This window comes from Pseudomonas sp. S30, from assembly GCF_016518545.1.
Classification (GTDB): Bacteria; Pseudomonadota; Gammaproteobacteria; order Pseudomonadales; family Pseudomonadaceae; genus Aquipseudomonas.
This window is the reverse complement of sequence record NZ_JACVTO010000001.1, coordinates 67,173-81,397: the sequence shown is the minus strand read 5'-3', so window position 1 is coordinate 81,397 and position 14,225 is coordinate 67,173. Positions and strand designations below refer to the sequence as shown.

Sequence of the window (14,225 nt, the reverse complement as noted above, 5' to 3'; positions counted from 1 at the left end):
ACTGCCCGGGCTCAGCGTGTCGATGCCGCTTCATGGATGCGCCAGGTGAGGACCGGGGGCCGCATCGAGCAACGCCCCCACTTTGCTCACCAGCGTCTGCACGTTGACCGGCACGCCGATCACCTCTAGATCCAGGCGCTGCGGCGTCTCGATCGGTTGACCGGGTTCGGCGAGCAACACCGCCGCCACATTCACGACCGCTGCCTGGATCGCCTCGATCAACGCGTGCCCTTCGGGCTGACCCAGCAAGCGCGCCTCGCAGATCACCAGGCTGGGTCGCAGCCCCTGGCGAACGGTACACAGCGCCTCGCCGCTCCCGCCGCAGGCCTGCACGCGATAACCCGCTTCCTCGAGATACTCCTGCATCACCAGGCGCATCGCCGGCTGCTCTTCGATGAGCAATAGCGTGTGCTGCGGCGCTGCCTGGTGGCGCGGCAAGTAGAGGTGTACGGTCGTGCCTTTGCCAGGGCAGCTCTGGATCTGCATCTGCCCGCCTGACTGGCGTACGAACCCATACACCATCGAAAGGCCCAGACCAGTACCCTGGCCAAGGGGCTTGGTGGTGAAGAAGGGGTCGATGGCGCGCTCGATGACTTCCTGGGTCATGCCATGACCCTGGTCGGCGACCGCCATGTGCAGATAGTCTCCAGGCGGCATGTCCAGGCGTGCGCCGAGCTCGGTATCGATGTGCAGGTTCTCGCACTGGATGACCAGCGTGCCGCCTTCGGGCATGGCGTCACGGGCATTGAGGCAGAGGTTGAGCAGCGCGCTCTCCAGTTGCGGCGGGTCGATGCAGGTGAGCCACAGATCCTGAGGGGTGCGGTCGATCAGCCGTACCCGGTTGCCTATCGAGCTGAGAATCAGCGGCAGCAGCCCCGCGACCAGTTGCGGGATGTGGGTCGCCTGGGGTTGCAGCGTCTGGCGCCTGGAGAACGCCAGCAGGCGCTGCACCAGTGACGCCGCCCTTCCGGTGTCCAGTTGAACGCTGTCCAGCAGGTGGGCGGCCTCGGCGGGCCGTGCGTCGCGAAGCCGCTGCTGGGCCAGTTCCAGGGCTGCCTGGATGCTACCCAGCAGATTGTTGAAATCATGGGCGATTCCGCCGGTGAGCTGGCCGACGGCTTCCATTTTCTGCGCTTGCCGCAAAGCCTGTTCGGCTTCGCGAAGGCGCTCCTGTTCATTCACCCGCTCGGTGATCGGGTAGGCGAACAGATAGGCACCGATGATCTTTTGTTCGTCATTGCGCAGGCAACTCATGCGCAGCTCGTAGTGACGCTGGTTCGGCCGTGTGCCGATGCTCAGTACGTGAATCACCGACTCGCCCGCCATGGCCCGGTGCCACAACGGCTCCATGCGCTTGCCCACATCGGGTAACAGAGCCAAGGATTGCTCGAGGGATTCGCCGACCTGCGGCACGTAGCCGTGTTCGCGCTGGAAGGTGGCCCGTGCGGTTCGGTTGATCGCACGCAGGATCAAGCGCTTATCCATCACCAGGACATTGGCCAGGCTGCTGTCGAGCACATCGCCGAACAGCTTGCGTTCGGCCTGGGCCTGGTCCATGCGTTGTTCGAGCAGTTCGTTGCGGCTGAGCAGCGCCTCGCTCGAGGAGCGATCGCGGAAGATCACCGCCAGGCGTCGCTTGTCCACCGGTTGCAGGCGGTGGACGGAGACCGTGAGCAAGCGCCTGGCTTCGCGCAACTCATGGGTGAAGGCGACGCTGACCCCGGTCCGCTGCACCTGGGCGAAACGCTCGATCCATACATCCGCTTCATCGGGGATCAGCTCCCGCACGGTCATGCCCTGATGGCGGTGATAGCCGGCGTGGCGCACGCTGGCGACGTTGAGATACAGATGGCGGTAGTCACTCAGCGGACCACGTGGGGTATCGATCATTTCGACGACGCAGAAGCCATCGCTCATCTCGCGCATGAGCAACTCGAAGCACTGCTCCTTCATGCCGTTCTCGAGCATGGCCGCGCGGGCCTGCTCGCGATGCCAGGCCAGGGTGTGCGGGTCGGGTCGTTGGGCAGGCGGGGTGGACATGACAGCAGCTCTCTGGACAACCTGCCCTCACTATAGCCGTTCATCGGAGTGGTCTGGCTTCAGAACGATCCGGCGATCTTGCCCAGCGTCTGCATGGCCTGCTCGCGACTGGCGTCCCAGGGCGATCCGTAGTTGAGCCGTATGCAGTTGCCGAAACGCCGCGTGGGCGAGAATATCGGCCCCGGCGCAATACTGATGCCCTGGGCCAGGGCCATGTGGAACAGCTTGAGCGCATCCATCCGCTCGGGCAGTTCCAGCCACAGGAAATAACCGCCGGCCGGCTGGCTTACACGGGTTTCGGGCGGAAAATAGCGGGTGATCGCGGCGAGCATGCTCGACTGCTGGCCTTCCAGGGCGTAGCGCAGCTTGCGCAAGTGCCGGTCGAAGCCGCCGTGTTGCAGGTAATCGGCGATGGCCGCCTGGGCGGGCATCGAGGCGCACAGCGAGGTCATCAGCTTGAGTCGTTCGATCTTCTGGGCAAAACGCCCCGCAGCGACCCAGCCGATCCGGTAGCCCGGCGCCAGGCTCTTGGAAAAGGATCCACAGTGCATGACCAGCCCGTCGCGGTCGAACGCCTTGGCAGGCTTGGGTGCTTGTGGCGCGAAATACAGCTCGGCATAGACGTCGTCTTCGATCAACGGCACCTGGTGTTCGTGCAGCATGTCCACCAGGGCTTGCTTGTTCGCCTCGGGCATACTCGCGCCTACCGGGTTCTGGAAGGTAGTCATCGACCAGACGGCTTTGACCGGGTGCTTCTGCAGGGTCTGTGCAAGCACTTCCAGGTCCATGCCTTCGCGCGGGTGCACGGGAATTTCCACCGCTTTGAGTTTCAGGCGCTCGAGCACCTGCAGGCAGACGTAGAAGGCCGGTGCCTCGATGGCGACCAGGTCGCCAGGCTCGGTAACCGCCTGCAGGCACAGGTTGAGCGCTTCCAAGGCGCCATTGGTGATCAGCAACTCCTCCATCGGCAGCATGAGTCCGCCAACCATGTAGCGCAGGGCGATCTGTCGGCGCAGTTGCGGATTGCCCGGTGACAGGTCGCTGACCACTACCTGCGGGTCCATGGCACGGCTGGCGCTGGCCAGCGAGCGGGCCAGGCGTTGCAACGGAAACAGGCTCGGACTGGGGAAGGCCGAACCGAACGGCACGGTGTGCGGGTCTTTGATCGAGTCGAGGATCGAGAACACCAGGGCGCTGACATCGACGTCGGTCGATTCGCTGAGCGGGGCCTGGATGCGAGGCTCACTGAAATGGCGTGCCGCATGAGCATTGACGAAATAGCCCGAGCGGGGCCGGGCGCGGATCAATCCGCGTCGCTCCAGCAGGTAGTAAGCCTGAAACACGGTAGAGGGGCTGACGCCGTGGGTCTGGCTGGCATAGCGCACGGAAGGCACACGTTGCCCTGGCCCCAGCACGCCGGAGCGGATCAGTTCGGCGATATCGTCGGCGAAGCGTTCGTAGCGTTTCATCATTCCCTGACTTCGATTCGGCGCGCGGCAGTGGCGGCAGTGTACGCGACCTGCGTGACCGGCAGCGATGCATGGGGACGGCAGATCGGCTGTCTGGCCCTGCGGTGTTCGCTAGACAGAGGCATTCCCCGGGATCCGGTTGCTCACACGACTAGGGCGCTACCCAGGGCAAGGGCCATCACTAGCAGTGCTGCGGCGTAACCCAGCACACCCACGGTGCGCCTGCGCGCTACGTGGTACAGACCGCTGATGCCGCGAGTGTGGACAAGGCCGCAGTCGTTCGGTCGACGCGGTGCAGACTCCGGGTCGATATGAATGATGCGAAAGGGCACTCGTTCGTTCATGGTCAGTCGCTCGTCGGGTCGTTGTCAGACCCACCTACTATGGCCCGCTGACTGTGTGCAGCACAGGCTCAGGTCCTGCGCTAAAAACCATATCAGATGCGCCGTGAGAACGACCCGAGCCCTAGACTATCGAGCCAGGCGTAACATCGATCAAATGGCGACGATGATCTGCAGCACCGATGGCCATCAAGGCGTCGGCCTCGGCCTCGGTGATCGCGAAGCGCTCGCCAGCGAGCACGGCTACCGATAATCGCAGCCGCTCGTCGGTGACGATCTGGACTTCATGACCCAGGCCTTCGATGGTCAGCGTGTCGCCGATCAGGGTGCAGTGTGTGTGGTCGTCGATTCGCACCGGCATGGGAGATTCTCCTGAATGAGGTCGGTACTGTGACTGCGCAGACCGCGTTTTTTCTCAATCATGCCCGCACGCGTGCCCTGGCAGGCGGTCAATCGCAAGACAATGCTTTTGGAAAAACACTCTTGGAAGGGCTAGGGCATACCATCTGGAGCACCATTGGCTCCGAGTTCGCGGATCTCGCCGATGAAAGCGAGGTCACGCGCATCGTGGTTCGACTCACGATGGCAGCAGTGCTGGGCGCGGTGTTGGGTTTCGAGCGTGAGCACCGAGGCAAGTCGGCGGGTGTGCGCACCCACATGCTGGTGTCGATGGGTGCGGCGCTGTTCGTGCTGGCGCCGGGCATGGCCGGTGCAGACGACCAGGCGATGAGCCGGGTGATCCAGGGTATCGTCGCCGGCATCGGTTTCCTGGGTGCGGGGACCATCCTCAAAGGTAACGGTCGCGACACCAGTCATGTCAAGGGCCTGACCACGGCGGCAGGACTGTGGATGACGGCGGCGATCGGCACTGCAGCGGGTATGGGACGTGAAGCCACCGCTCTGGTGAGCACGCTGCTGGCGTTGCTGGTGCTCGGCAGCATGCCGCTGCTGGTAGGGACGGTGCAGCGCGAGAATGCTGAAAAGAAGGACGAGGAAAGCGCAAAACACTGAGGGGAGCCGAAGCTCCCCTCAAGATGTCGTTGCCTGCTCTTGTTATTATTCAAAACCGGCCTGTCATTGTTCTTGTCAGCCTGTTCCGGTGTAACCGGGCCCCTATCCGGGGCCAAGAGCAAACGTATTTTTTTGAGCGCTGACCTGCATTCATCCTGAAGGGTCCGATGCCGACTGTGGCTACCTCAAGGTAGTTTTGTTCTTCTGTGTCGGATCGCAGGGCATGGCCCTGGAACGCGTGCCTACTTCAAAAAAATCTGCTTGCTGCGCCTCTGCCGTGTTGTTCTTGTTGTGTCAGAGCCGGTGCATGTTGTTTTTATTGGGGTGTGACATTTTTTTATTTTTGTTGTGCCAAAGACAAAGCAGTTGGCGTGCCAACTTTTAATAACTGTTGTAAATCAGTATCTTACGTTTTTTTAGCAGATTTTCTGTCAGGGCGAATTCGCCGAAATGTTTCTGTGTTACCCGTTTTGAGCAGATCACTTGAAGCTGGGTAACACTCGCTGCCTCTGTTAGAGGATAGGTAACCAAGGCACATGGCCAGCGAGGTACTAAGCCCAGCTTCACCTTCGCAGGATCTGCCCAGCCTATGCCCCGACAGGTACAGAAATGTGTAATGCATTAATTTATCAAAACTGTACTGGTTAAAGCGTCGTGGGATCCGTTACCGTTGTTTCACTGCCCTGACCCCCCCAACGGAAAGACGCCCCATGCTCGGCTCGCAAGAATTGCTGACCGCTTTCATCCTGTTCGCCTTCGTTTCATCGATCACCCCCGGTCCCAACAACATGATGTTGCTGGCCTCCGGGGTCAATTTCGGCATACGACGCTCGATACCCCATGCCCTGGGCATCAGCCTGGGATTCATGCTGATGGTGCTGGGAGTCGGCTTCGGCCTAGGCGAACTGTTCAAGGTCTGGCCAGGGCTGTATGCGCTGCTGCGCTACGCAGGTGCCGCTTACCTGCTGTATCTGGCCTGGAAGATCGCCACATCCGGCCCGTTGCGCGGGGACTCGCCCGCGGCCGCCAGCCCGCTGGGCTTCTGGGGGGCTGTCGCGTTCCAGTGGGTCAACCCCAAGGCCTGGGTGATGGCGGTGGGTGCGATCACTACCTATACCCCGGCCCAGGGTTATGTACTCAACGTGATCGTGATCGCCGCATTGTTTGCCTTGGTGAACTTGCCCAGCGTCGGGATATGGGTCATGTTCGGTAGCGCATTGCGCAATCTTCTGCGCAATCCTCGCTGGCTGGTGCTGTTCAACGTCCTGATGGCCCTGTTACTGGTGATTTCGTTGTATCCGCTGCTGTTTGTAGAATCGTCCTTTTCCTGATGCGACGAGCGCGCTAGACGATGCAATTGATCCCCTGGTCCCACGACTGCTCAGATAACTTCACCCTGCGCGGCTGGCACAGCGAGCCGAGCGGCAGACCCTTGCTGCACTTCCTGCACGGCAATGGCTTCTGTGGCCTGGCATACGAGCCGTTGTTGATGCGTCTGGGCGAGCACTTCGATCTGTGGCTGAGCGATGCTCAAGGCCATGGCGACAGCGACCATGGCGGTCCGTTTCGTGGCTGGGACCGCAGTGCGGAGCTGGCGGTGGAGGCATTCCAGGCGGGTCGATCGGTGTTCGGCGAAGTACCCCGGTACGCCGTCGGGCACAGCTTCGGTGGGGTGCTCACCAGCCTGATCCTGGCGCGGCATCCGGCCCTGTTCGAGCGCGCAGTACTGCTCGACCCGGTGCTGTTCAGTCCAGCCATGCTCACTGTCATGGCCGTGTCCCGAGTCCTTGGCCTGCATCGTCGCCACGGGCTGGCGCGCAAGGCAGCGACCCGTCGCAGCCAGTGGCCGGACCGCGACACCGCGGTGTCTTCCTTGCAGGAGCGGGGGATCTTCAGGGGCTGGAGCGAGGCGTCGTTGCAGGCCTATGTCGCCCACGCGATCGGCGACTGCGGCGACAAGGTGGTGCTCAAGTGCCGGCCCAATCGCGAGGTGGAGGTGTTTTCCTCAAGGCCTACTCACCTTTGGCCGGACCTGCAGCGTATCGAGGCGCCCACACTGATCCTCCACGGGGAGCAGAGCTACCCCTTCGTGGTTCGCTCCGCGCAGCGGCTCGCCCGGCTCAACCCGTCGGTCACCGAGCAGCCAGTAGCGGGCGGGCACTGCTTCATGCAGCAGGATCCGGTGTCGGCCGCGCAGGCGATCGAGCTTTTCCTGCGCGGCTGAGGCCGGACGACCGGCCGCTCAGGCCAGTTCCAGCCAGATCGGCGCGTGGTCCGAGGGCTTTTCCATCGCTCGCAGGTCGTAGTCCACGCCCGCGTCCTTCAGGCGCGGCAGCAGGGCTTGGGAAGTCATGATCAGATCGATACGCAGGCCGCGCTTGGGCTCGTCCTCGAAGCCGCGACTGCGGTAATCGAACCAACTGAAACGGTCGGATACCTGGGGATGCAGATGGCGGAAGCTGTCCACCAGACCCCAGGCCTTGAGGCGCTCCATCCATTCGCGCTCCTCGGGCAGGAAACTGCATTTGCCGGTCTTGAGCCAGCGCTTGGCGTTGTCTGCGCCGATACCGATGTCGCAGTCCTGGGGCGAGATGTTGACGTCGCCCATGACCACCAGCGGCTGATCATTGCTGAACTGGCCTTCGAGCAGCGCCTGAAGATCGCTGTAGAAGCGCTGCTTGGCCGGAAACTTGGTGGGGTGATCGCGGCTCTCGCCTTGAGGGAAGTAGCCGTTCATGACGGTGATGGGGGTGCCATCGGCATCGGCGAAGGTGCCCCAGATGAAGCGACGCTGGGCGTCCTCTTCGTCGGTGCTGAAGCCTTTGACCAACGACAGCGGCTCGCGCCGCGACAGCAGAGCTACTCCGTAATGGCCTTTTTGTCCGTGAAAGTACACGTGATAGCCCAGTGCCTGGACCTCGGCCAGGGGGAACTGGTCGTCGCTGACCTTGGTTTCCTGAAGCCCGATGACGTCTGGCTGATGCTTTTCGATCAGTGCCGCCAACTGATGGGGGCGGGCGCGCAGGCCGTTGATGTTGAACGAGACGATCTTCATGGCTGGGCGTTCCTGATAACGGCAAAGCTCGGAATGCTAACTGACAACGGCTGCCTTCACCAGCGTCGAGGTCTGCACCCGCGGGGCACGCCAACGGCGGTGGAACGATGCGCGCCGGCGTGCCTCAAAGGCTCTGACCCGCCCATTGCACAAGGATCTTGACCATGCACGCCGACCCGGCACGCCTTTGCCTGCTCGACGATGGCTATCGCCGCGAAGTGCGCACCCTGCTGTACGAGAGCTACCCACGTGAACCGACCATGGCCTGGCTCTTCGACGCTGCGCGTGGGGGATATGAGCGCCGCCTGCGGGCGATGATTCGCGCCTGGGTGCGCCAGCATTTCTACATGCAGCTGCCTGCACTGGGTCTGCTGGTGGATGACCGCCTGGTGGCCGTGGCACTGATCGCACCGCCGCAGCGACGGTTGGGCGTCGCCGACAGCTGGATGTGGCGCCTGCGCATGCTGATCGGGGCAGGCCGCCGCAGCACCCGTCGTTTTCTCACCTACCAGGCTGCACTGGCGGCGTCTCTGCCCACCCAGCAAGTGCATGTGCTGTCGCTGCTCGGCGTGCACCCGCAATTTCAGGGGCAGCACTACGCCGAGCAGTTGTTGCAGGCTGTGCACGGCTGGTGCGTCAAGGACCTGGACAGCCAGGGCGTGGTCCTGAGTACGGGCAATCCTCACTACTTCGCTTTTTGCCAGCGTATGGGCTATCAGGAGGTCGGTGATCTGGCATTAGGCGATTTCAACGAACGGGTATTTTTCCATCCGAATTCCGGGTCGGCAAAAACCATAATCCCATGACTGATGCTGCGGCGGCTTACGCTGCCGCCTCGCTCTGGTAGCATGCCCGCCATGACGTATTCAGGACGATTCGGCTGGGGCCTGCTGCTGCTGGCCGCCAGTTGTACAGCATGGGGCCAGAGCGAATTGGTGGTGCGGGTCAAACCGGCCAACAAGGCGTTGCAGGCGAACATCGAAGGTTATATCGGCAGCCTCGGCGATCGCGACGAGGATGCCTTGCTGCGCTTCAGTCGCGGTGCCGAGGAGCAGGCCCGCAAGGCCGCCCAGGCGCTGGGCTACTACCAGGCGCAGATCGACTCGCAGATACAGCGGCCCGCCAAGGCCGACCAGCCTTTGCAACTGATCATCCGCGTACAGCCGGGCGAGCCCGTGCGCCTGCGTAACGTGCAGGTCCGTGTAGAGGGCCCGGCCAGCCAGATGAAGAACTTCCGGATCCCCGACAGCCCGGCGTTGCGCGCCGGACAGCCCTTGAACCACGGCGCCTACGAAGATGCCAAGCGCCTGATCCAGAACCAGGCCTCGCGCTACGGCTTCTTCGATGGCCGCTTCGCTCGGCAGCGCCTGGCGGTCGATCCACGGGCGGGGGTCGCCGACATCGACCTGGTGTACCAGAGCGGGCCGCGTTATCGCCTGGGCAAGGTCACCTTCGGCGGCGACGCCCCGCTGGACGACGACTTGCTGCAACGCATGGTGTCGTTCAAGCCCGGCACGCCTTACGACTCGGAGCGGGTGGCCGAGTTGAACAACGACTTGCAGTCCAGTGGTTACTTCGAAGGCGTCCGGGTGGACGCCGCGCCCACCGCCGCGGTGGATGGCGTGGTTCCAGTGGCTGTGCAGCTCGATACGCGCAAGCCTCGAACCCTCGGCCTCGGCCTGGGCTTTTCCACCGACGTCGGTCCCCGCGGCAAAGCCAACTGGACGCGGCATTGGGTCAACCCGCAGGGACACAGCTACGGCTGGGAAACCGAGATCTCCGGGCCCAGGCAGAACGTCGGGCTGTGGTACGACGTGCCGCTGGATCCGCCGCTGACCGACAAGCTGCGCTTCGCCGGTGGCTACCAGAACGAAGAGCTTTCCGGCACCGACACCCTCAGCAAGCTGCTGACCGTCGGCCCCGAATGGCACAGCAAGCTCCCCAGCGGGTGGCAACGGGTCATTTCCCTCAAGTACCAGCGCGAGGAATATCGCCTGGGCGATGACTCAGGGCTGAGCACCTTGCTGATGCCCGGCATCAGCTACTCCTACCTGCGCAGCGACAACCGCATCGACCCGCACAATGGCTATCGCCTGCAGTTCGACATGCAGGTGGCCAAGGAGGGGCTGGTCTCCGACACCAACCTGGTGCATGGCAATGTCATGCTCAAGGGCCTGACCACGCTGGCGCAGAACCATCGCTTGCTGGGGCGCGTGCAGTTTGGCGGCAGTGCCACCAACGGCTATGAAAAGAACGTACCGCCGTCGCTGCGCTTCTTCGCTGGCGGTGACCAGAGTGTGCGCGGCTACGATTACCAGACCCTCTCGCCCAAGAACAGCCAGGGTGATCGCATCGGGGGGCGGTATCTGGTCGCAGGCAGTGTCGAGTACCAGTACTCGCTGGCCGATAAGTGGCGGGTGGCGACCTTCGTCGACCAGGGTAACTCGTTCAACTCGCTGGAGCTGCCCAGCCTCAAGACCGGCGTGGGCATCGGCGTGCGCTGGGTGTCGCCGGTCGGGCCGCTGCGTCTGGACCTGGCCCGGGCATTGGACGATGACGGCGGGTTCCGTCTGCACTTTTCCATGGGGCCTGAACTGTGAAGCGCGTGATCAAACCCCTGCTTTTGGGAATGCTGGCGGTGGTGCTGCTGCTGATGCTGACCGTGGCGCTGGTGCTGGGAACCCAGGCGGGCAGCCGCTGGCTGCTCGGGCAGGTGCCCGGGCTGCAGGTCGACGATTTCCAGGGCGTGCTCGGCGGCCAATGGCAAGCGCGCACGCTGGTGTGGGCCCAGGACGACAATCGGGTCGAGTTGCAGGCTGCGCAGTTGCACTGGTCGCCAGCCTGTCTGTTGCGCGGCGTTCTGTGCGTGCAGCGCCTGCAGGCGGATCGCATCGATATGCGCCTGGCCCCCAGCCAGGCGGACCCGGATAGCGGTCCGTTGAAGCTGCCGGACCTCAAGCTGCCCGTCGGCATCGAGCTGGGTGAGGTCAAGGTCGGGCAGTTGCGCCTCGATGGCAGTGATCTGCTGGGCGACCTGCAACTGTCAGCCCACTGGACCGGACAGGGCATGCGCATCGATCAGTTGCAACTGCAGCGCGAGGACCTGCACCTGAGCCTGCAGGGTACCGTGCAGCCGCAAGGGGACTGGCCGCTGGAGGCCGATGCCTCCCTGCAACTGCCAGCTGTGGAAGGCCAGGCCTGGCAGCTGGCGCTCAACGTCAGGGGCGACTTGCTGAACACCTTGACCCTGAAGGGCCAGAGCAGCGGCTACCTGCAAGCCGGGATCGATGGCGAGCTGCAAGCGCTGGCCGAGCACCTGCCCGCCACCGTGCAGATCCGCGCCGAGGCCTTCCGCCCGTCGGCAGCCCTGCCCGAACCCCTGCAATTGAACCAGCTCCAGCTTCTGGCCAAGGGCGACCTGCTCAGCGGCTACGTACTCCAGGGGACGGCCAACCTACCCGCCGAGCAGGGGCCGATCGCTCTGGCGTTGAATGGCAAGGTGGATGCCCAGGGCGCGCAGCTCGACGCCCTGGACCTCAGTGCCAGCGATATCCAGCGACTGAAGCTACAAGCCAGCGCCGACTGGCGACAGGCGCTCACGGCCAAGGCCAGCCTCGATTGGCTGGACTTCCCCTGGTTGCGTCTCTACCCACTCGCCGAGCCCCCGCCGGTCACGCTCAAGCGCTTGATGGCGCAGGTCAGCTACGACGACGGTCGCTATCAAGGCCAGTTCAAGGGTGACCTGGACGGACCGGCAGGCGCCTTCAGCCTGTCCAGTCCCTTTGCTGGAGATTCGACACAGGTACAGCTCCCGAAGCTGGAACTGGTGGCGGGCCAGGGGCGGGCGTCGGGCAGTATTGCCTTGCGCTTTGCCGACACCCTGGCCTGGGATGTCGACTTGCAGTTGTCCGCTCTCGACCCTGCCTACTGGGTCGCGGAGTTGCCGGGCACGCTGGCCGGGCCCCTGCGCAGCAAGGGCGAATTGAGAAACGAGCGCTTGCAGCTCGAAGCCGAACTCGACCTCAAGGGCCGCCTGCGCGGCCAGCCGGCGCAGCTCAAGGCTGACGCCAAGGGGGCAGGCGAGTCCTGGACCCTCGGTACCTTGGCGATCCAGTTGGGCGACAATCGGATCAACGGCAGTGCCAGCGTGCAGGAGCGTCTGGCAGGGCGGGTAGACCTGGATCTGCCGCGCCTGGGGCAGCTTTGGCCACGGCTGCAAGGGCAGGCGAAAGGGCGGCTGGACCTGGCTGGCCGTCTGGCCGCGCCACAAGGCGCGTTCACCTTGCACGGTCAGCAACTGGCCCAGGATGACAACCGCCTCCAACGCCTGGACCTGGATGCGCAACTGGACAGCGCCCAGCGTGGGCGGGTCACGCTCAAGGTCGCCGGCATTCGTGCCGGTGACAGCGACCTGGGCACCCTCGACGTCAGTGGCCAGGGTGATCTGCGACAGCAGGCCATGACCTTGGCCCTCGACGGTCCGCAGCTCAAGCTCGATCTGGCGCTCGACGGGGCGCTGGCCAAGGGCGACTGGCGCGGGCGCCTGGCCAGCGGGCGTATCCAGGCCGGAGGTCAGGACTGGCGGCTTCAGGCACCGGCGCGGCTACAACGTCTGGCCAATGGCCAGATCGATTTCTATAGCCATTGCTGGCGCTCCGGCCAGGCCAGCCTGTGCGGGGACGACCAGCGCCTGGCGCCGGAGCCGCGCATCCGCTACCACCTCAAGCAGTTTCCCATCGACAGCCTGGCCCAGTGGTTACCCAAGGACTTCGCCTGGCAGGGCCTGCTCAACGCCGACATCAACCTGGATGTCCCGGCCAGCGGTCCGAAGGGCACGGTGAAGGTGGACGCCAGCGGCGGTACCCTGCGCCTGCGCGACGACGCACGATGGGTCGAGTTCCCTTACCAGACCTTACGCCTGGACAGTGTCCTGGCACCTCGTCAGGTCGATACCACCCTGTCGTTCAGCGGTGAGCGCCTGGGCCAGTTGAACCTGGCCACGCGCATCGACCCACTGGGCCGGGACAAGCCGCTGTCTGGCAGTTTCCGACTGGCCGGGGTGGATCTGTCGATCGCCCGACCATTCTTGCCGATGGTCGAGCGACTGGCTGGCCAGCTCAACGGTGACGGTCGGCTGTCCGGCACGCTGCTGGCACCGCAGGTCAATGGCAGCCTGACGCTCAGCGGCGGGCAGGTCAGTGGCGCCGAGCTGCCGGTCAGCGTGCAGGACCTGTCGCTGCGCGCACTGATCGTCGGCGAGCAGGTCCAGCTCGATGGTAATTGGCGCAGTGGCGAGGTTGGTCGTGGGCAGCTGTCGGGGGGGCTGACCTGGGGGCAGGCGCTCTCGGCTGACCTGCGCTTGCAGGGACAGCAATTGCCGGTCAGCGTGGAACCCTATGCCGCGCTCGAGGTAGCACCCGATCTGCGCATCCGCCTGGATGGCGACAAGCTCGCGGTGTCCGGCAAGGTCCAGGTGCCCAAAGGCAAGATCACCGTACGCGAGCTGCCACCCTCGACGGTGAAGGTATCGGACGATACCGTCATCGTTGGCCAGCAGACCGAGCAGGGTGAGCCGCCGATGGCGGTGGCCATGGACATCGATGTCGAAGTCGGACGCGACACCCTGGCATTCAGCGGTTTCGGCTTGACCGCCAATCTGCTCGGCCACGTGCATATCGGTGACAATCTCGATACCCGAGGGGAACTGAGCCTGGCCGACGGTCGCTATCGGGCCTATGGCCAGCGCCTGACCATTCGCCGGGCGCGGCTGCTGTTCGCAGGCCCCATCGACCAGCCTTACCTGGACATCGAAGCGATACGCCAGGTCAACGACGTGACGGCGGGCATTCGCCTGAGCGGAAGTGCCGAGCAGCCCACTACCACGGTGTTCTCCGAGCCGGCCATGAGCCAGGAGCAGGCGCTGTCCTACCTGGTGCTTGGGCGCCCGCTGGGCAACTCCGGAGAGGACAACAACATGCTGGCCGAGGCGGCGCTGGGGTTGGGGCTCGCCGGCAGCTCCGGGCTCACCGGTGGCCTGGCTTCGCGCTTGGGCATCGATGATTTCCAACTCGACACCCAGGGAGCGGGCAACAGTACCAGCGTGGTCGCCAGTGGCAACCTGACCGAGCGTCTGAGCCTGCGCTATGGCGTGGGCGTGTTCGAGCCGGCCAGTACCATCGCCTTGCGCTACAAACTGAGCAAGAAAGTGTATGTGGAGGCCGCAAGCGGGGTGGCCAGTTCACTGGATATTTTCTACAAGCGGGACTTCTGAGGTAATCGCCTGCGCGCAGCGCAGGCCCAAGTGAATTG

Annotated in this window: 11 protein-coding genes; 6 read left to right on the top strand and 5 right to left on the bottom strand. The window is 63.9% G+C overall.

Annotation, left to right across the window (positions count from 1 at the left end; all coding sequences use genetic code 11):
- Nucleotides 1–30: 30 nt before the first annotated feature.
- From IAE34_RS00335 to IAE34_RS00320, 4 genes are all read right to left on the bottom strand, one after another.
- Nucleotides 31–2,040, bottom strand: a complete 2,010-nt coding sequence (locus IAE34_RS00335; protein WP_200136871.1) for a PAS domain-containing sensor histidine kinase — start codon at nt 2,038–2,040, stop codon at nt 31–33.
- A 59-nt stretch (nt 2,041–2,099) separates the two neighbouring features.
- Entirely contained in the window at nt 2,100–3,509 is a 1,410-nt protein-coding gene (mapR, locus tag IAE34_RS00330) for a GntR family transcriptional regulator MpaR (protein WP_200137321.1), read from the bottom strand.
- A gap of 143 nt (nt 3,510–3,652) precedes the next feature.
- Nucleotides 3,653–3,853, bottom strand: coding sequence for a hypothetical protein (locus IAE34_RS00325; RefSeq protein ID WP_200136870.1), 201 nt, complete (start codon nt 3,851–3,853; stop codon nt 3,653–3,655).
- Nucleotides 3,854–3,974: 121 nt separating this feature from the next.
- Nucleotides 3,975–4,211: a DUF3203 family protein gene (locus IAE34_RS00320; RefSeq protein WP_200136869.1), complete on the bottom strand. Its 237-nt coding sequence runs from the start codon at nt 4,209–4,211 to the stop codon at nt 3,975–3,977.
- A gap of 143 nt (nt 4,212–4,354) precedes the next feature.
- On the opposite strand from IAE34_RS00320, the gene IAE34_RS00315 reads away from it, so the two are divergent.
- From IAE34_RS00315 to IAE34_RS00305, 3 genes are all read left to right on the top strand, one after another.
- A complete protein-coding gene (locus IAE34_RS00315; protein WP_325100963.1) occupies nt 4,355–4,861 on the top strand; it encodes an MgtC/SapB family protein in 507 nt (168 codons plus the stop codon).
- Nucleotides 4,862–5,571: 710 nt separating this feature from the next.
- Complete coding sequence (locus tag IAE34_RS00310) at nt 5,572–6,192, top strand: LysE family translocator (protein WP_200136868.1); 621 nt, start codon at nt 5,572–5,574, stop codon at nt 6,190–6,192.
- Nucleotides 6,193–6,212: 20 nt separating this feature from the next.
- Nucleotides 6,213–7,085, top strand: coding sequence for an alpha/beta fold hydrolase (locus IAE34_RS00305; RefSeq protein ID WP_200136867.1), 873 nt, complete (start codon nt 6,213–6,215; stop codon nt 7,083–7,085).
- 18 nt (nt 7,086–7,103) lie between these two features.
- Here IAE34_RS00305 and xthA read toward each other — a convergent pair whose 3' ends face one another.
- The gene (gene xthA / locus IAE34_RS00300) at nt 7,104–7,916 is read right to left on the bottom strand and encodes an exodeoxyribonuclease III (protein WP_200136866.1); all 813 of its coding nucleotides are present in this window, start codon (nt 7,914–7,916) and stop codon (nt 7,104–7,106) included.
- A gap of 164 nt (nt 7,917–8,080) precedes the next feature.
- Between xthA and IAE34_RS00295 the strand changes: the two genes are divergently transcribed.
- From IAE34_RS00295 to IAE34_RS00285, 3 genes are read left to right on the top strand one after another with little or no spacing between them, the layout of a single operon-like run.
- The gene (locus IAE34_RS00295; protein ID WP_200136865.1) at nt 8,081–8,722 is read left to right on the top strand and encodes a GNAT family N-acetyltransferase; all 642 of its coding nucleotides are present in this window, start codon (nt 8,081–8,083) and stop codon (nt 8,720–8,722) included.
- Nucleotides 8,723–8,773: 51 nt separating this feature from the next.
- Nucleotides 8,774–10,516: an autotransporter assembly complex protein TamA gene (locus IAE34_RS00290; protein ID WP_200136864.1), complete on the top strand. Its 1,743-nt coding sequence runs from the start codon at nt 8,774–8,776 to the stop codon at nt 10,514–10,516.
- Nucleotides 10,513–14,187 carry a translocation/assembly module TamB domain-containing protein gene (locus IAE34_RS00285; RefSeq protein WP_200136863.1) on the top strand — a complete coding sequence of 1,225 codons (3,675 nt, stop codon included), beginning with the start codon at nt 10,513–10,515 and terminating at the stop codon, nt 14,185–14,187. Before IAE34_RS00290 ends, IAE34_RS00285 begins: the two co-directional genes overlap by 4 nt.
- The last annotated feature ends 38 nt before the right edge of the window (nt 14,188–14,225 follow it).